The sequence below is a fragment of the Pseudomonas sp. ASL8 genome (assembly GCF_056680355.1).
In genome coordinates this window covers 1,545,475-1,562,249 of sequence record NZ_CM155278.1, presented here as the reverse complement: position 1 = coordinate 1,562,249, position 16,775 = coordinate 1,545,475, and the positions used below count along the sequence as shown (strand labels likewise).

Here is a 16,775-nt window from a genome sequence, read left to right as displayed (position 1 = left end):
CCGCTGAAAAGGTTGATCTTGCTCATGAACCAAGCACCCCTCGTCCTGGTGGACGGTTCTTCCTATCTTTACCGTGCCTTTCACGCGCTACCGCCACTCGCTACGTCCAGGGGATTGCCTACGGGTGCGGTCAAGGGCGTGCTGAATATGCTCAAAAGCCTGCGTCGGCAGTACCCGGAAAGCCCGTTTGCCGTGGTTTTCGACGCCAAAGGCGGCACGTTCCGCGATGAGTTGTTCGCCGAATACAAGGCCAATCGCCCAAGCATGCCCGAGGATCTGCGGGTGCAGGTCGACTTGCTTCACGCCTGCGTCAAAGGTCTGGGCTATCCGCTGCTCTGCGTCGAAGGCGTCGAGGCCGATGACGTGATCGGTACGCTGGCTCGCAGCAGCGCGGCCGCCAACCGCCCGGTGGTTATCTCCACCGGTGACAAGGACATGGCGCAACTGGTCGATGGGCACATTACCTTGGTCAATACGATGACCGGTAGCGTGCTGGATGTGGCTGGCGTGAAAGAGAAGTTTGGCGTCGGTCCTGAACACATCATCGATTACCTGGCGCTGATGGGCGACAAAGTCGACAACATTCCGGGCGTTCCGGGTGTCGGTGAAAAAACCGCGGTCGGCCTGCTGGTCGGTATCGGCGGGGGGCTTGTCGAGCTGTACGCAAACCTGGACAAGGTTGCCGTGCTGCCGATTCGCGGGGCGAAAACCCTGTCGGCCAAGCTTGAAGAACACAAGGACATGGCGTTCCTGTCCTACGAGCTGGCGACGATCAAGATCGATGTGCCATTGGACGTTGAACTGGACGCCCTGCACTGTGGCGAACCGGATCGCGAGAAGCTGGTCGCGCTGTACACCGAGCTGGAGTTTAAAAGCTGGATCGACGAATTGCAGCGCGAAGCCAAGCGCGCCGGTGAGGAAATCGTCGTTGCACCGGAGCCAGTGGTCACGGAAACGCGCTACGAAACCATTCTTGAGCAGGGGCAGTTCGACGCCTGGTTGAAGAAGTTGAGCGACGCCAAGCTGTTTGCCTTCGTCACCAAAAGCAACGGCCCGGACGCACAAAAGGCGCAGTTGGTCGGCATGTCGTTTGCGGTCAAGACCAACGAAGCGGCTTATATCCCGCTGACTCACTCGTACATGGGCGTGCCCCAGCAACTGGACCGAGACACCGTGCTCAAGGCGCTTCAGCCGCTGCTTGAGGACCCCGGTAAGGTCAAGGTCGGTCAGCACGCCAAGTTTGATATCAACATCCTCGCCAACTGCGCCATTGGCGGTGATCAGCGCCAAGGCATCACCGTGCGGGGCTTGGCGTTCGACACCATGCTCGAATCCTATGTGCTCGACTCCACCGCGACCCGGCACGACATGGACAGCCTGGCCCTCAAATACCTGGGCCATACGACCACCAGCCTGCAGGACATTGCCGGCAAGGGCGTGAAACAGCTGACCTTCGATCAGATCGCGCTGGAGCAAGCCGCGCACTTTGCCGCCGAAGATGCGGATGTAACCCTGCGGTTGCATGAAGCCTTGATGGAAAAACTTGGCCTGACACCGAGCCTGGTGCCGGTACTCACCGACATCGAAATGCCGTTGGTGCCGGTGTTGGCACGAATAGAGCGTCAGGGTGCGTTGGTCGATGCCAAGCTGCTGGGCATTCAGAGCGTCGAGCTGGGCGAGAAGATGATCGCTCTGGAGCGAGAGGCGTTTGCTATCGCCGGCGAGGAGTTCAATCTCGGCTCGCCCAAGCAGCTCGGGGTCATTTTGTACGAAAAGCTCGGTCTGCCGGTCCTCAGCAAAACGGCCAAAGGCCAGGCGTCTACCGCAGAAGCGGTGTTGGCCGAGTTGGCTGAGCTGGATTACCCGCTGCCTAAAGTGCTGATGCAGTACCGCTCCATGAGCAAACTGAAGAGCACCTACACCGACCGTTTGCCGGAGCAGATCAACCCACGCACCGGGCGCGTTCATACGTCCTACCATCAAGCGGTTGCGGCGACCGGGCGCTTGTCGTCCAGTGATCCTAACCTGCAGAACATCCCTATCCGCTCGGCCGAAGGGCGCCGGATTCGTCAGGCTTTCGTCGCACCGAAGGGCTACAAGCTGCTGGCTGCGGACTATTCGCAGATCGAGCTGCGAATCATGGCGCACCTGGCCAAGGACGAAGGGTTACTGCACGCCTTTCGCAACAACCTGGATGTGCACCGTGCGACGGCGGCTGAAGTGTTTGGCGTCGAGTTGGAGGATGTCACCACCGACATGCGCCGCAAGGCCAAGGCGATCAACTTCGGTTTGATCTACGGCATGAGTGCGTTTGGTCTGGCGAAACAGATCGGAGTCGACCGCAAACAGTCGCAGGCGTATATCGACCGCTATTTTGCGCGCTATCCCGGTGTGCTGGATTACATGGAGCGCACGCGCGCGCAGGCGGCCGAGCAAGGCTTTGTAGAAACCCTTTTCGGGCGCCGACTCTATCTGCCGGACATCAATGCCAAGAATCAGGCCCTGCGCAAAGGCGCGGAGCGTACTGCGATCAACGCGCCCATGCAGGGCACCGCAGCCGACATCATCAAGAAAGCCATGATTGCGGTCGATGGATGGCTGACTGACTCCGGTCTGGATGCCAGGGTCATTCTTCAGGTTCACGATGAATTGGTGCTGGAAGTGCGCGAAGACCTCGTCGAGCAGGTGCGTGAGGAGATTCGGCACTACATGAGCGGGGCAGCGACACTCGATGTGCCGCTACTCGTCGAAGTCGGTGTTGGCAACAACTGGGACGAAGCTCACTGATGTGCTGAATAAACCCGCCCGGACTGCGACTTAACGTCGCAGTCCGGCAGGTGTTTTAACCCCGGTTATTCAGCTTATTCCTGAAATGAAGCATCGCTATAGCGAACCGCATCTAGATGCTCAGGAACTAAATCGGTGAACTCCCGGTCAGAGATTGGGAATGGCTGGTGAAGCCCTTCAATGCTCTAGTTGTGTTAAGTGTTGGCAGATATCTGGACCACGCCCTAATGGTCTAGACCTTGAACCCCGAACTTCCCCCTCCCCATAAGAAGTCCGGGGTTTTTTTTGCCTGCGATTCTACGTCGCGGAGGGCTCTGCACCCTTGTCTGCCAGCTCCATCCACCCCGCCAATACAGTGTAGGCGTCTTCCAGACCCATGCGCTTGGGGGCTGAAAATAACTGGATGCTCACTGCATTGCCCCAGCCTTTATGAATCTCGGCCTGCACTTTGAGCAGGGCATTTTTCGCTGCGCCGTACGTCAGTTTGTCGGCTTTGGTCAGCAAAATATGCATAGGCATGTGGCTGGCGACGGACCAATCGAGCATCAGCAGGTCGAAATCGGTCATTGGATGACGGATATCCATCATCAGAATCAAACCTTTAAGGCTTTCGCGGCTGCCCAAATAGGCTTCCAGGTGACGCTGCCAGTGCAATTTAAGCGGGATTGGCACCTTGGCGTAGCCGTAACCGGGCAAGTCCACCAGGCGACGTTGATCATCGAGACTAAAGAAGTTCAGCAGCTGTGTACGCCCTGGAGTCTTCGATGTACGCGCCAGACTGGCGTGAGTCAGGGTGTTCAGTGCGCTCGACTTACCGGCGTTGGAGCGCCCTGCGAAGGCCACTTCAAAGCCTTCGTCGTCGGGACATTGATCGACTTTGGCCGCGCTGAGCATGAAAGTTGCCTGTTGGCACAGGCCGAGGATAGGGTTCTTGAGTTGCATGGGATTTCCGATGAGGGCGGTGCCGGCAAGAGCGCGGCAAGCAGTGTCGTTTCCGTTTCAGTAGCGCCAGTATATAATGCCGCAGATTTTGTGTGCGCTTTGTCCCACCGTAGGATGAAGTTCACGGGAACGAGTGGTTTGAATTGCGCATTAGAACGCAGCACGTTCCCAACCCTGAAAAGGTCGTTTTTGAAGAAATGGCTGCTAGCTGCCGGTGTCTTGATGCCGTTTTTCAGCGCTCAGGCTACACAGGATCCGGAAGCTATGTACAACCGTGCTTGCGTGGCTTGTCATACCGGTCAATTGCCAATGGCGCCGAAACCTGGCGACCGGGCAGTTTGGGCGCCTAGACTGTCGCAAGGTATGGATACGCTGGTGCAACACGTTACCCAGGGTTTCAAGGCAATGCCGCCGCGTGGATTGTGCATGGACTGCAGTAGCGAGGATTACCGTGCAATCATCCAGTGGATGAGCGAGTAACCCCGATACATAACTCTTTCACCCTTAGCCGTAGTTGGATTAGCTGATGAACAAATTAATCGTGAGTCTGCTGTTGACCTTGGGCATCTCTGGTATGGCCCAGGCCGCCGGTGCTGTTACCGGTGTTGTTGGCGACGCTGCTGCCGGTCAGGCAAAAGCGGCTGTGTGTGGCGCTTGTCATGGCCCGGACGGCAATAGTATGGCGCCTAACTTTCCGAAACTGGCAGGTCAGGGGCAACGCTATCTGCTCAAGCAAATGCATGACATCAAGGATGGTAAGCGCACGGTCCTGGAAATGACCGGTCTGCTGACCAACCTGCAAGACCAGGACCTGGCTGATATTTCAGCTTACTTCTCCAGCCAGAAAGGCAGCGTAGGTGCTGCTGATCCGAAGTTGGTTGCGGCAGGCGAAGCGTTGTTCCGTGGCGGTAAACTGGATCAGGGCATGCCTTCCTGCCTCGGTTGCCATTCACCTAATGGCGCAGGTAACGCGGCTGCCGGCTTCCCGCACCTGGGTGGTCAGCACGCTACTTACGTGGCAAAACAGCTGACCTCGTTCCGTGAAGGTGATCGCACCAACGACGGCGATACCATGGTCATGCGTACCATTGCTTCGAAGCTGAGCAACAAGGACATCGCGGCACTGTCGGCCTACATTCAAGGTCTGCATTGATCGCTGTCTGATCAGTTTGCGAACGGCTTACACTTTTCGCAATGATTTCAGGCTCTCCTGCATGGATGCAGGGTCAAAAAGGGTGGCTAAGGCTGCCCTTTTTCGTGGCTGCCAGCGTTACACTAGCGAACTCAAGCCCGCCCGCCCGGTCCAACACTGGTCGCGCCAAGGCGACTTTATTTGCCCAGGAGTAAAGCATGCGTAATCTGATTCTCAGCGCCGCTCTCGTTACCGCCAGCCTGTTCGGGATGACCGCTCAGGCTGCCGAGCCTATCGAAGCCGGTAAACAGTATGTCGAGCTGAGCAGCGCCGTCCCTGTTTCCGAGCCTGGCAAGATCGAAGTAGTTGAAATGTTCTGGTACGGCTGCCCCCACTGCTATGCCTTCGAGCCGACCATCAACCCATGGGCAGAAAAACTGCCTGCCGATGTGCACTTCGTGCGTATCCCCGCCATGTTCGGCGGCCCGTGGGACGCTCACGGCCAACTGTTTTTGACCCTGCAATCCATGGGTGTTGAAAACAAGGTTCACTCTGCCGTGTTCAATGCCATCCAGAAAGAACACAAAAAGCTGACCACTCCAGACGAAATGGCTGAATTCGTCGCGACTCAAGGCGTTGATAAGGACAAGTTCCTGGCGACATTCGGCTCCTTTGCGATCAAGGGCCAAATCGTTGCAGCCAAAGAACTGGCCAAGAAGTATGGGATTACTGGCGTTCCGACCTTGATCGTCAACGGCAAATACCGCTTTGACCTGGGTTCTGCTGGCGGTCCTGAGCAAACATTGCAAGTCGCCGACCAGTTGATCGCCAAAGAGCGCGCTGCTGTCGCTGGCAAATAAAATAAGAGGCGCTAGCCATGCGACGCTGGGGAACGGAACGCGTTGTTGGCAGGCACGACGCGCATGTCAACGAAGACCACCTGCAAACAAGCGGCTTGCCGGCCGATGGTCGGTTGCGTTTGCTCAGCTTCAACATTCAGGTCGGTATCAGCACTGAGCGATACCGGCACTACCTGACACGCGGGTGGCAGCATTTGCTGCCGCATACCGGGCGAGCAGGCAACCTGCAAAAGATTGGTGATCTGCTCGGTGACTTCGATCTGGTCGCCCTGCAGGAGGCCGATGGTGGCAGCCTGCGATCAGGTTATATCAATCAAGTCGAGCACCTTGCCCAGCTCGGGGCCTTCCCGTACTGGTATCAGCAACTCAATCGTAACCTCGGGCGTTTTGGCCAGCACAGCAACGGTGTGCTCAGCCGTTTGCGGCCGTGGGCGATAGAAGATCACCCATTGCCCGGTCCTGCTGGTCGCGGGGCCATCCTGGTTCGTTTTGGCGAAGGGCCCGAAGCGTTGGTCGTGGTGATGATGCACCTGGCATTGGGGGCGCGTACTCGCACCCGACAACTGGCTTACATTCGCGAGTTGATTGGTGATTATCGCCACCAGGTGTTGATGGGCGACATGAATACTCATGCCACCGACTTGCTGGAAAACTCTCCGCTCCGGGATTTGGGCCTGTTGGCGCCGCAGATCGAAGCGACCTTCCCCAGTTGGCGCCCTCAGCGCTGTCTTGATCATATTTTGCTCAGCCCCAGCCTGACGCTGGAGCGAGTGCAGGTCCTGGCTCAGCCCATCTCTGACCATTTGCCCGTTGCCGTGGAGATTCGCCTGCCTGCCTCGTTAGCGGGTGATTCGCTGCCTGTGCCCAGCACGCCCCTTCGTGGAACCCTTGCATGAGCGAAGAAGCAGAACGCTGGAAAGAAAAGTACCTGAAAAGTCTCGAACAACAGGAAAAGCTTGAAAATCGCTGGAATGCGCGACTCGACCTGCTGCGACGTGGCTTGGTGCGCAGCAGTCTGGCCGCTGAAGGCACTGATCGCGCCGTCGATCAGTGCATGAAAGAAATGCGCGAGGTCGTTCGCAAGGATGACATGGATGCGGCCCTCGCAGCGCTTCTCCCCCGGCTGGAAAAAGCTGTGCTCGATTCGGAGCAACGCCGCGAAACCCGAGTCGGGCAGATGGGCACGGCGTTGAACTCATTGGTTGCTCAGTTGCAGAGTCTGCCCTTGCCTCGAGAGGTGAGTCGACCGCTCAAGCGTTTTGCCAAGCAGTTGGATGAGCGCGTATCTCAGGCGCGTGAGCTGCCGCTGTTGCTCGCCGAGTTGAGCGGGTTACAGGGCAAAGCGTTGACCCAGCTGGAAAACGCTGATGAGACAAGCTCACGGCCGGGGCTCTTGCAGCGGTTGTTTGGTGGTCGCGAGGCTGCCAATACCGGCACGGAGCCGATGCCCGAGGCTGCGATAGGCTCGGTATTGGCGCCGGTGATGCAGCCTGTCGAAACGCACATTGAAAGCACAAAAGCCCCTGAGCACGTTCAAGTGGTGCAGGTCGCCTCACCCGTGCCGGCTGCTGCCCCTGCAACCGCTCAACGTATTGATGACCCGGTAGAAGACACGCCTGAGCCTGCCGCCATAGCTGTGCCAGTGCCAGTGGCTGTCAGCCCGACTCTGACGGTCGTGGCGCCTGCAGCCCCTGATGCCCGGGCGCCAACCGAGACGCCAGTTGCCGCAGAGGTTGCGCCCGTTGTCGAAGAGTTGCTTGTCGCACCTGAGCTGATTGAGCAACGTCCAGTAGCGTCGTCTGAACACCCGTCAGAGGCGGCCATCGATACAGGCGCGCTGGCCGTTGAGTCGGCGGCTGAGAGCGTGCCACAGCTCGATCAAGAGAACGTCGAGCAAGATGTCACCTACGACCTGCCCGCCACTCCTGAGCCAACCTACAGCTCTGTAGCGGCACATATTGAAGAAACACTGCTGGGCCTGCTTGACGACCTGACCTTGCCGGAGCGTCACCAGCCTCAAGCACAGTCGATGCGCGAGCGCTTGGCCAAGGGCCTGAACTGGTACGAGTTGTTGCCGCTTCTGGATGACCTGGTCGTGCTGATGCTGGCGATCACTGACAGCGGACAGCATGAGTTCGAGGTGTACCTCAAGCAACTCAACGAGCGGCTTGAGTCATTTCAGAGCAGCTTGCAGGCCGCCAGTGAAGGCCAGGCCGATAGCTGCTCTGTTGCCCGCGACATGCAAAACGAGCTGCGTGAACAGGTCGATGGCCTGCAAAGCAGCGTGCAGGACGCCGCCGACCTGGATAGCCTCAAGCACGTCCTGGAGAATCGTCTTGAGGGCCTGCTGGGCACGATGGATCAGCATCAGCAGCAGCGTGACGAGCGTGAGCAGGAAGTCGCGGCACGGCTGCAAGGCCTGGCGAACCGGGTCGCGACCATGGAGCAAGAGGCTCAGGGCTTTCGCGTGCACCTTGAGGAGCAACGGCAGAAGGCCCTGGTCGATCCACTGACGGGCCTGCCCAATCGTGCAGCCTGGAGTGAGAGGCTGGAGCAGGAGGTCGGTCTTCGGCAAAAGAATGGCAATGAACTGCTGCTGGGGATGCTTGATCTCGATTACTTCAAAAGGATCAATGACAACTACGGCCACCTGGCGGGCGACAAGGTACTGAAGATCATCGCCACGGAACTGCGCAAGCGTCTGCGGCCCGGCGATTTTATCGCCCGTTTTGGCGGTGAAGAGTTTGTTCTACTGATCCCGCACACCCCCATGCCTGACGGTATGGCGTTGATGAACAAGTTGCGCAGGGCCATCGAGGCCTGCCCGTTTCACTTCAAGGGCGAGCCGGTGACGGTCACCATTTCCGTGGGGATCACTGCTTTTGGGGTGGGTGAGCGCAGCGAGTGGGTGTTGAAGAGAGCAGACGAGGCGTTATACCGCGCCAAGGATGAAGGCAGAAACCGCATCGAGCGCGGCTGACAGCCCTGGGCCGATGAATGACTAAATATTGCGTAACCCGGCTTTACTAAAGCGCTTCGCCGGCATTACGTTATGCTATTGCATTACTTGCCTATGCGTATTCTGACCTTCCATGAAATTGCTCACCGCTTTGGTATTGCTCATCCTCCTGACCGCGTGCACCAGCAGCGGTCCGAAGCTCGACACCAGTCACCCCTCCGTCAACCATGACAGCCGGATTCAGTTCGTTGTCTTGCATTACACCTCTACGACGCTGGAGCACTCCCTGGCCTTGTTGACCCATGGTGAGGTCAGCAGCCATTACCTGATCGGCGCCGAGCCGCCGACGATCTACAAGCTGGTCGATGAAAACCTTCGTGCCTGGCATGCCGGCGAAAGCGAGTGGCAAGGCCGTACCTGGCTCAACTCCAGCTCCATCGGGATTGAGATCGTTAACCCAGGCTATCGTGACACGCCCACCGGCAAGCTTTGGTATCCCTATACCGAGGGCCAGGTTCAGGCGTTGATCGTGTTGCTGAAGGACATCGTCAAACGCAACAACATCGACCCCCGGGACATCGTGGGCCATAGCGACATCGCGCCATTACGCAAAGTCGATCCGGGGCCGCTCTTCCCCTGGAAGCGTCTGGCAGATGAAGGGTTGGGTATCTGGCCTGATGCCAACGCGGTGGCTCAGCGACAGGCGTCGATGATGGACAACCTGCCGAGCGTCACATGGTTCCAGCAGCAGTTGGCGCAGCTGGGTTACGGGACACCCCAAACGGGCGAGCTCGATGTCGCCACGCGTCACGTGTTAGCGGCGTTCCAGATGCACTATCGCCCGGAGCGATTCGATGGTCAGCCGGATGTGCAGAGTGCAGCTATCCTGCAAGTGCTCAATCACCAACGCTAAAAACCGCCGGCCCGTCTGATAGGGGAGGTTATTTTCTGAGTTGTTGCTATACCTCAGTGATATTCATTTGGATAGACATTGATGTCGATGGCTGCTGCACGCACTCTGATCTTTCGTCCCTGGCTGCTGGCGTTACTGGCGGCATTGCTCAGTGCTGTCTTGTTGTTAGTCGGCAGCTTTGGCTTGGTGATGCATCAAGCCAGGCAGAATGAAAGAGAACAGATGAATGCTCAGGGCGAGCGTTTTCTGGTGCGACTGGAGCAAATGTTCGGCCAATTGCGCGAAGGTCTCGATCAGCTGGAGGCCCAGCCTTTGCGCAGCTGTAGCCCGAAAATGCTGGAACTGCTGCGTCAGGTCAGCGTCAGCTATCGGTTCGTGTATGAAGCGTCGTTTGTCGGCGGGTCGCAGCCGTGTTCGAGTCGGGTGCGGCAAAATCTGGTCGACTCCCCGCGTGCTCCGGACATTCGCGGGCCTACCTATGACTATTGGCTCAATACGTCTGCCCAGCTTGATGACAACCTGGCTGCGCTGATGCTGGGGCGGGGCGATTTCCGGGTGTCGACCTCTCGGGGACACCTCACCGATGTGGTTGATCTGCCCGCCGATGGCAGTCTCCTTGTGGTGCTGGATAAAGGTGCCAGGGCCATACCGGTCTTGGGCCCAGCGCAGGCATGGCCACCGACACCGGACTGGTCGTCCGACACCGTGCAAACCCTGGTCACCACCCCCACCCAACTTATTTACCGGATGCCCACGCAGAGCCCGGAATACCAGCTTGTACTCATCACCTCGCGCACAGGTTTGCAGCCGCAAACGAGTGGTGCCTGGTGGTTGCTGATCCCGGCCAGTCTCCTGATTGCGCTTTGCATCGGCGGGTTGGTGTTGCAGTTGGTGCGTCAGCGCCAGTCATTGGGCGGTGAGCTTCATGGCGCGCTGCGTCGGGGCGAATTGCAGGTGCTCTATCAGCCAATATTCGACCTCAACAGTCGCCGCTGTGTCGGTGCCGAGGCCTTGGTGCGCTGGCGGCGGCCGGATGGCAGTCTGACCAGCCCGGATCTGTTCATTCCGCTGGCGGAGAACACCGGGCAGATTCGGCAAATCACCGACTTCGTCCTTCAGCAATTACTGGAACAGTTGGGCCAGTTATTGCGCGCGAATCCGCATTTGTACATCTCGGTGAACCTGGCCGCATGTGATGTCATGGCACCACGCATCGGTCGGGTAGCGGCCAGATTGCTGACGCTGCATCGGGTGGCCGCGTGTCAGATTGCGTTCGAGGTGACCGAGCGTGGGTTGATCGATGTTGTGGTCGCACGCGATCACCTGCAAGCACTGCGCGACGTCGGCCATCAGGTATTGATCGACGATTTTGGCACCGGTTATTGCAGCCTCGCGTACCTGCAAACCCTGCCTGTGGATTGCCTGAAAATCGACAAGGCGTTCATCGACGCGCTGGGTCACGATGCGGCGAGCAGCGGCGTGGCACCGCACATCATCCGCATGGCTCACGCCCTGCAGTTGCGCGTGATCGCCGAGGGCATCGAGTCCGAGGCGCAGGCAGTGCTGCTCAGCAGTGAAGGCGTGAGCTATGGCCAGGGCTGGCTGTTTGCGCGGCCATTGAGTGCGGCCAAATTCACCGAACTGGTCACCGGCGGGCGGCGAACACTCTCCCGCCGCAACGATGATGAGGCCTGAGACCGCGCACCTAGATCGGCAACGCCATGTAGAACTGAGTGCCCTGCCCGGGTCGCGAATAGACGCCCATCCGGCCACCGTGCAATTGCACGATTTCCTTGCACAGGGCCAGGCCTAACCCTGCCCCGCCTTTCTTGCGCCCGACCTGAACGAAGGGTTCAAAGATCCGCCCTTGTTGCCCATAAGCGATGCCTTCACCGTTGTCCTCGATGCTGACGATGACACGCTCGCCGTGGCGCCGGGCCTGCAAGCGAATCAATCCGTCTTGCGGGGTATGGCGTAGCGCGTTATCCAACAGGTTATCCAGCACGCGCTCAAGCTGCGCCTTGTCGGCGTTCAGGCGTGGGAGCGGCTCCTGAATCTCGATCAGCAACGCGATATTCTGCTCATTGGCTTGTTCGGCGAAGCGCTGGCGCGCGTGTTCGAGCAGATCATCAAGGGCGCAGGGGGCGAGGCTGAGTTTTTGCAAGCCATTCTGGTAACGCGAGAAATTCAGTAGATCGTTGATCAACTGCATCAAACGCTGCATTTCTTCATTGACCGTATTAAGCAGGTCGGCTTCACGCGAGTCCGCGGCAAAGTGCACGCGCTCTTGAAGCAGGCCGAACGCCATGTGCATGCCGGTCACGGGGGTGCGCAGTTCATGGGACGCGCGCAGCACGAACTCGCTGCGTACCCGCTCGAACGCCCGTTGTTCGGTCACGTCGCGCAGCACCATCACCGCGCCAAGGATATGGCCCTTGGTATGGCTGACGGGCGTCAAACTGTAGGTCAGCAGCCGTGACTCGCCGTCGACCTCAATGGCCAGGTCGTCGGGGACACGATCCAGGCTCCCGCCGCGCAGCGTCAGGTACAGCTGTTCGTCCAGTTCAGGGCGCTGCAAGGCCTCGCCCAACCCTTGACCGAGTCGGTTCTCGTCCCAGCCCAACTGGCGCTGGGCCACTGGATTAAGGTGCTCCAGACGGCCTTGCCGGTCAATCATCAGCAACCCGTCATCGATGCTGTCGAGCACGGCTTGCAGGCGCTGCTGACCCGCGAGCAACTCATCGATATTCGTCGCCTGATGCTGGCGCAAGGCTTCGGCCATGATCCCGAAACGCCGAGTCAGCAGGTTCATTTCCGCCGCCGAAGAAATCGGCAGCGTGACCTCGAAATTGCCTTTGCCTATATTGTCGGCGGCCTTGGCCAGTGCCTCGATAGGTGCGCCGAAACGCTGGGCAATACCGTGGGCGGTAATAAAACCGATACACAGGACGGCGATGCCCACTAATCCCAGCAGGGCAGCGATCCAGAGAGCCCTTTCTCGGGCTGCACTCTGGGTTTGACTGATGTTTTCCAGCGCTTGCCTGTGGGCGCCGATCAACCCGTTGCGCAGGACGTCGAAACTGTTAGTCAGCGCGACATTGTCGCGCATCTCGGCAGGTTGACGTTGCGATTGCTCGAAATCCTGAATAAACCGCTGATAATCGACGCGGGCCTGAGTAAAACCGTTTTGCAGGTTGTTCTGCGTATCGTTTTCGATGCCTTGGGCCAGTAACGCTTGAAACTGCTGGCGTGCCTGCACGATGGCGGCTTGATCGGGTTGTCCTTTGAGCATCATGACCAGTTGATCGCCAAGGTTCTGGCGCAACTTCAGGCCCAAGTCGAGGGAGATGAAGTTTTGCTGGACCAGCGACTCCTGGGCTTTTGCCATCTGCATCACGCTGACGAGCCCGAGCAACAATCCGAGCAGCGCGACCGTGATCAGCGCCGAGATGCTCAGGAACAACCGGGTACGCAACTTCATCGTGAACTTCATGAGTTGTGATTCATAGCGTGTACTGTTTGCGTTTGCGGTACAGCGTCGAGGCATCGATACCCAAGGTTTTAGCGGCTTGGTCAAGCGTGTCGCTGGTCGCCAGAACGGCGCCGATGTGGGCTTTCTCCAATTCGTCCAGGCTCAGCGCAGCGCCGACCCGTGGAGCGTTATTGGTCGGTTGCTCGGCCATCCCCAAATGACTCACCTCTACACGTTCCTGAGGGCAAATGATGCTGGCCCGTTCGACCACGTTCCGCAGCTCCCGAATGTTGCCGGGCCAACGATAATTGAGCAGGGCCGCCCGCGCCTCTTCGCTGAAACAGCGCCCGGGACGGGCGTACTCCTTGACGAAGCGGGCAAGAAACCGGTCGGCGAGGGCCAGAATATCTTCGCTGCGCTCACGCAGTGGCGGCAGATTCAGGGTGATGACGTTCAAGCGATACAGCAGGTCTTCGCGAAAACGGCCATCGCGCACCATGTCTTCAAGGTTGAGGTTGGTTGCCGCCAGAATGCGCACATCGGCTCGACGCGTGACCGGGTCGCCGACGCGCTCGTACTCCTTGTCCTGGATGAAGCGCAGGAGTTTAGGTTGCAGCGTCAGCGGGAAATCGCCGATCTCGTCGAGGAACAGGGTGCCGCCATCGGCCTGGTTGACCCGGCCCAATGTGCTTTCGCTGGCGCCGGTAAATGCACCACGGCTATGGCCGAACAGCTCGCTTTCCATCAGTTCGGCAGTCAGCGAGGGGCAGTTGATCGTGATGCAGGACTTCTTCGCTCGCTTGCTCCATGCGTGAATCGCACGTGCCAGCTCGCCTTTACCGGTGCCGGACTCGCCGAGAATCAGGATATTCGCATCCGTGTTCGCAACCTGACGCGCGGTTTCCAATACGGCCATCATCGACGGGCTGTGAGAGTCGAGACCGTCCTTTGGCTTGCGCGCTTCACCTTCCAGCGCTTCGAGCCGCGCGGACAGTTGGCGGATTTCAAGCTGCTTGGCGGTGGCCAGTCGCAGTTGATCCGGGCTGCAAGGTTTTACCAGGTAGTCGGCCGCGCCCGCCTGAATCGCATCGACGGCGGTGTCGACGGCGGAGTGGGCGGTGACGATCACCACGCGCATCCACGGCGCCTGAATGCGCATTTGCGCCAGCACGTCCAGGCCATTGTCTTCACCCAGGCGCAGGTCCAGGAAGCACAGGTCAAACACCTGGCGCTGAAGCAACGCATCTGCCTGGGCCGCGCTGTTGGCGGTGGCGACGGTATAGCCTTCATCTTCAAGGCAATAGCGAAAGGTGCGAAGGATCGCGGACTCGTCATCCACTAAAAGAATACGGCCTTGATGCTCAGTGGCTGTGTCCATATTCCTACGCTCCTTTACGAATGTTCTTAGTTAGTCCCGGAAAAATCGGGCAAGTTGCATGGTTAATTCTGCTTGATTCGGCGGTCTGCATGGTAGCTATCTGTTACTGATGTCGTCATATGCCTGATTTATATGCGTTTCAACGTCTTAAACGTGCTGGCACGGGGCTTGCGACACTCCGGCGACTGTCGTCACAAACGACCTGCGCAGATATTGATGGAGAATCGTTATGCACCCGCTGAAGAAGATTGCCCTGGCCACCGCTACGGCCGCAGTACTGGGGTTGACCCCGATGTTCGCGCAAGCGGCTCAGGAAGATCTGTCTACTCAGCTGACCCAGGCGCGGCAGGAAGGTTCGATCTGGACCGCATTCGCCCTTAACCGCCATTTGAGCCCCTTCAAGATCGACGTGACCGTCGAGAAAGGGACTGCAGTGCTCAAGGGCAAGGTCGAAAATGAGGTCGATCGTGAGTTGGCTGAACAGATAGCGCTCGACACCAAAGGCATAGACAAGGTCGATAACCAGCTGGAGGTAGACCCTGGCGTCGCTGCTGAGCCAGGCACAAAAGCCAGAATCGCTCAGCGCTTTGAAGACGCAACACTCACTGCAACGGTGAAATCCAAACTGCTGTGGAACAGCGTGACCCAGGCGCTGAGTATTCAAGTGGATAGCAAAGACGGGGTGGTCACGCTTAAAGGCCAGGCCCAAAGCGCTGAAGCCAAGGAGCTTGCCGGCAGCCTGGCGAGCAACACCGATGGGGTGACCGAGGTTAATAACCTGATCAGCCTGAGTGCCAGTGACCCGTCGGCACCCAAGGTCCAGCCTGGCGCGACGAACGCCGGCGAAGTGATCAGCGATCTATGGATCACCAGCAAGGTTAAATCCAGTTTGATCTACAGCCGCAACCTCGATGGATTGAACATCAAAGTCGATACCAAGGATGGCATGGTCAGCCTGAACGGGGTGGTCGCCAATTACGCCGAAAAACAACTGGCTGTCGAAATCGCACGGAATATTCGTGGCGTACGCGGCGTCGATGCCGATGCGTTGAAAGTCATCACCCGGACGGCGGGTTAGTCCCGTCGTGCAGAACGCACGACGCCAATAGGTCCGTCGTGCAGGATGCTTGCAGGTATGCAACGGTTATTTGTCTAAGCAATTGATATATAAGGTTTTTTATAGATTAAAAAGCTGGCATGCAGGCTGCACTAGGTTACGTAACAACGGCTGAGCAGTGCGCTCGCCCAACAAGATCGAACAGCCACTCAGGTGGAGGAGTTTCAGGATGAACAGCTCGCGTATCGCTCAACTGCGTATCTCGCCTCTGCATATTCAGCAGGGTTTGTTTGTCAGCCTGGCGCTGCTCGTCACCTTGATTGTCGGGCAACAATTCGAGCGTTGGGACAGTCACCGGAATGTGCATCAGATCAAACAGTCGTTCATGACCGGCAGCGCCTACACCAACGTGAGCGCCGCAGCCCCGAAAGACGTCGCCCTGAGCTTGCAACCGGTCGAGGGTGAAACCCCTGTCAGTGAACGACCTCATCCACAAAGCTGGGTGTTCTAGGCGTGTTGTCCTGGAAGCCTGAAACGTACGCAAGAAAAAACGCAAAGTAAGGAGAATCACCATGTTGAGTTGGGCAATCACGTTCTTGATCATTGCTATCGTCGCTGCCGTATTGGGCTTCGGTGGTATCGCTGGCACCGCTACGGGTATCGCGAAGATTCTCTTTATCGTGTTCCTGGTGCTTTTTGTCGCTTCGTTCTTGTTTGGTCGTCGCGGTCGGGGTTGAAGCGGTTCTTCACACCTGTACGCCGCGACACGGTCAGGGGGTCGAATCAGGAGGATGCTGTGACGCAAGTCCGTGATTTTCATTCAGAAATGAATTCCGCGGGCTTGCCGAGCGCTTTGTTTATCGACCACCGATCTAGAAATTCCCAGCAGAAAACTCCCCCGCTTTAATACCGAATTACCTTCTGATTCGTTCATGCCCCGCGTTAGTTCCTTAAATCGCTTTTCGCTACAGGCGACGTTTTAGCCAGCCTTGCGCCGAAAATCGGTATTTATCCCCGCCGCATAAATGACCTTGTTCAATCTGAAACCCGGGTTTCATTTGACGTCCCTCATGCCGATTCGGCATGAGGTAGGCGTTTACGGCATTAGACGTCACGTCTTGTCCTCGGAATAGTTGCGCCCTTTTTCGCCTGCTAAAGAGCTGGGACGCCCAACTGCGGAAACCTTCTACTGGACAGCCCTTAAGCCATCTTTGTCCTCGATGCGGCCTTCAAAAAAAGCCAAGTCAAATACCTTGATGGGGGATGTCCACGCCA

Annotated in this window: 14 protein-coding genes; 11 read left to right on the top strand and 3 right to left on the bottom strand. The window is 58.1% G+C overall.

Going from position 1 to position 16,775, the window contains the following annotated elements:
* The first annotated feature begins 24 nt into the window (after positions 1-24).
* The gene (polA, locus tag AC1MEA_RS06965; protein ID WP_480917198.1) at positions 25-2,787 is read left to right on the top strand and encodes a DNA polymerase I; all 2,763 of its coding nucleotides are present in this window, start codon (positions 25-27) and stop codon (positions 2,785-2,787) included.
* Positions 2,788-3,084: 297 nt separating this feature from the next.
* Here the strand turns inward: polA and yihA are convergent, their stop codons facing one another.
* Entirely contained in the window at positions 3,085-3,729 is a 645-nt protein-coding gene (gene yihA, locus AC1MEA_RS06960) for a ribosome biogenesis GTP-binding protein YihA/YsxC (RefSeq protein ID WP_219063289.1), read from the bottom strand.
* A gap of 189 nt (positions 3,730-3,918) precedes the next feature.
* Here yihA and AC1MEA_RS06955 point away from each other — a divergent pair, with 189 nt between their 5' ends.
* From AC1MEA_RS06955 to AC1MEA_RS06925, 7 genes are all read left to right on the top strand, one after another.
* Positions 3,919-4,209, top strand: a complete 291-nt coding sequence (locus AC1MEA_RS06955) for a c-type cytochrome (RefSeq protein ID WP_480917197.1) — start codon at positions 3,919-3,921, stop codon at positions 4,207-4,209.
* Between the two features lie 46 nt (positions 4,210-4,255).
* Positions 4,256-4,882 (top strand): c-type cytochrome, encoded by a 627-nt coding sequence (locus AC1MEA_RS06950; RefSeq protein WP_219063287.1) that lies wholly within the window; start codon positions 4,256-4,258, stop codon positions 4,880-4,882.
* 197 nt (positions 4,883-5,079) lie between these two features.
* Complete coding sequence (locus AC1MEA_RS06945; RefSeq protein ID WP_480917196.1) at positions 5,080-5,721, top strand: thiol:disulfide interchange protein DsbA/DsbL; 642 nt, start codon at positions 5,080-5,082, stop codon at positions 5,719-5,721.
* A gap of 17 nt (positions 5,722-5,738) precedes the next feature.
* A complete protein-coding gene (locus tag AC1MEA_RS06940; protein WP_480917195.1) occupies positions 5,739-6,617 on the top strand; it encodes an endonuclease/exonuclease/phosphatase family protein in 879 nt (292 codons plus the stop codon).
* On the top strand, positions 6,614-8,701 hold the full coding sequence (locus AC1MEA_RS06935; RefSeq protein ID WP_480917194.1) for a GGDEF domain-containing protein: 2,088 nt from the start codon (positions 6,614-6,616) through the stop codon (positions 8,699-8,701). Before AC1MEA_RS06940 ends, AC1MEA_RS06935 begins: the two co-directional genes overlap by 4 nt.
* A gap of 112 nt (positions 8,702-8,813) precedes the next feature.
* Positions 8,814-9,593: an N-acetylmuramoyl-L-alanine amidase gene (locus tag AC1MEA_RS06930; RefSeq protein WP_219063283.1), complete on the top strand. Its 780-nt coding sequence runs from the start codon at positions 8,814-8,816 to the stop codon at positions 9,591-9,593.
* Positions 9,594-9,674: 81 nt separating this feature from the next.
* Complete coding sequence (locus AC1MEA_RS06925; RefSeq protein ID WP_449634711.1) at positions 9,675-11,288, top strand: EAL domain-containing protein; 1,614 nt, start codon at positions 9,675-9,677, stop codon at positions 11,286-11,288.
* A gap of 10 nt (positions 11,289-11,298) precedes the next feature.
* Here AC1MEA_RS06925 and AC1MEA_RS06920 read toward each other — a convergent pair whose 3' ends face one another.
* On the bottom strand, positions 11,299-13,086 hold the full coding sequence (locus AC1MEA_RS06920) for a KinB sensor domain-containing domain (RefSeq protein ID WP_480917193.1): 1,788 nt from the start codon (positions 13,084-13,086) through the stop codon (positions 11,299-11,301).
* A gap of 10 nt (positions 13,087-13,096) precedes the next feature.
* Positions 13,097-14,443, bottom strand: coding sequence for a sigma-54-dependent response regulator transcription factor AlgB (gene algB, locus AC1MEA_RS06915; RefSeq protein WP_480917192.1), 1,347 nt, complete (start codon positions 14,441-14,443; stop codon positions 13,097-13,099).
* Between the two features lie 229 nt (positions 14,444-14,672).
* Here algB and AC1MEA_RS06910 point away from each other — a divergent pair, with 229 nt between their 5' ends.
* The 3 genes from AC1MEA_RS06910 to AC1MEA_RS06900 all read left to right on the top strand — a co-directional run bounded on the left by AC1MEA_RS06910 (position 14,673) and on the right by AC1MEA_RS06900 (position 16,237).
* Positions 14,673-15,521, top strand: a complete 849-nt coding sequence (locus AC1MEA_RS06910; protein ID WP_480917191.1) for a BON domain-containing protein — start codon at positions 14,673-14,675, stop codon at positions 15,519-15,521.
* Between the two features lie 208 nt (positions 15,522-15,729).
* Positions 15,730-16,011, top strand: coding sequence for a hypothetical protein (locus AC1MEA_RS06905; RefSeq protein ID WP_480917190.1), 282 nt, complete (start codon positions 15,730-15,732; stop codon positions 16,009-16,011).
* A 61-nt stretch (positions 16,012-16,072) separates the two neighbouring features.
* Positions 16,073-16,237 carry a DUF1328 domain-containing protein gene (locus AC1MEA_RS06900; protein WP_219063278.1) on the top strand — a complete coding sequence of 55 codons (165 nt, stop codon included), beginning with the start codon at positions 16,073-16,075 and terminating at the stop codon, positions 16,235-16,237.
* Positions 16,238-16,775 lie beyond the last annotated feature (538 nt).

Coding starts and splice junctions, on each gene's coding strand:
- AC1MEA_RS06900 (WP_219063278.1), top strand. CDS start 16,073: ATGTTGAGTTGGGCAATCACGTTCTTGATCATTGCTATCGTCGCTGCC.
- AC1MEA_RS06910 (WP_480917191.1), top strand. CDS start 14,673: ATGCACCCGCTGAAGAAGATTGCCCTGGCCACCGCTACGGCCGCAGTA.
- AC1MEA_RS06925 (WP_449634711.1), top strand. CDS start 9,675: ATGTCGATGGCTGCTGCACGCACTCTGATCTTTCGTCCCTGGCTGCTG.
- yihA (WP_219063289.1), bottom strand. CDS start 3,729: ATGCAACTCAAGAACCCTATCCTCGGCCTGTGCCAACAGGCAACTTTC.
- algB (WP_480917192.1), bottom strand. CDS start 14,443: ATGGACACAGCCACTGAGCATCAAGGCCGTATTCTTTTAGTGGATGAC.
- AC1MEA_RS06935 (WP_480917194.1), top strand. CDS start 6,614: ATGAGCGAAGAAGCAGAACGCTGGAAAGAAAAGTACCTGAAAAGTCTC.
- AC1MEA_RS06930 (WP_219063283.1), top strand. CDS start 8,814: ATGAAATTGCTCACCGCTTTGGTATTGCTCATCCTCCTGACCGCGTGC.
- AC1MEA_RS06940 (WP_480917195.1), top strand. CDS start 5,739: ATGCGACGCTGGGGAACGGAACGCGTTGTTGGCAGGCACGACGCGCAT.
- AC1MEA_RS06945 (WP_480917196.1), top strand. CDS start 5,080: ATGCGTAATCTGATTCTCAGCGCCGCTCTCGTTACCGCCAGCCTGTTC.
- AC1MEA_RS06905 (WP_480917190.1), top strand. CDS start 15,730: ATGAACAGCTCGCGTATCGCTCAACTGCGTATCTCGCCTCTGCATATT.
- AC1MEA_RS06950 (WP_219063287.1), top strand. CDS start 4,256: ATGAACAAATTAATCGTGAGTCTGCTGTTGACCTTGGGCATCTCTGGT.
- AC1MEA_RS06920 (WP_480917193.1), bottom strand. CDS start 13,086: ATGAAGTTCACGATGAAGTTGCGTACCCGGTTGTTCCTGAGCATCTCG.
- polA (WP_480917198.1), top strand. CDS start 25: ATGAACCAAGCACCCCTCGTCCTGGTGGACGGTTCTTCCTATCTTTAC.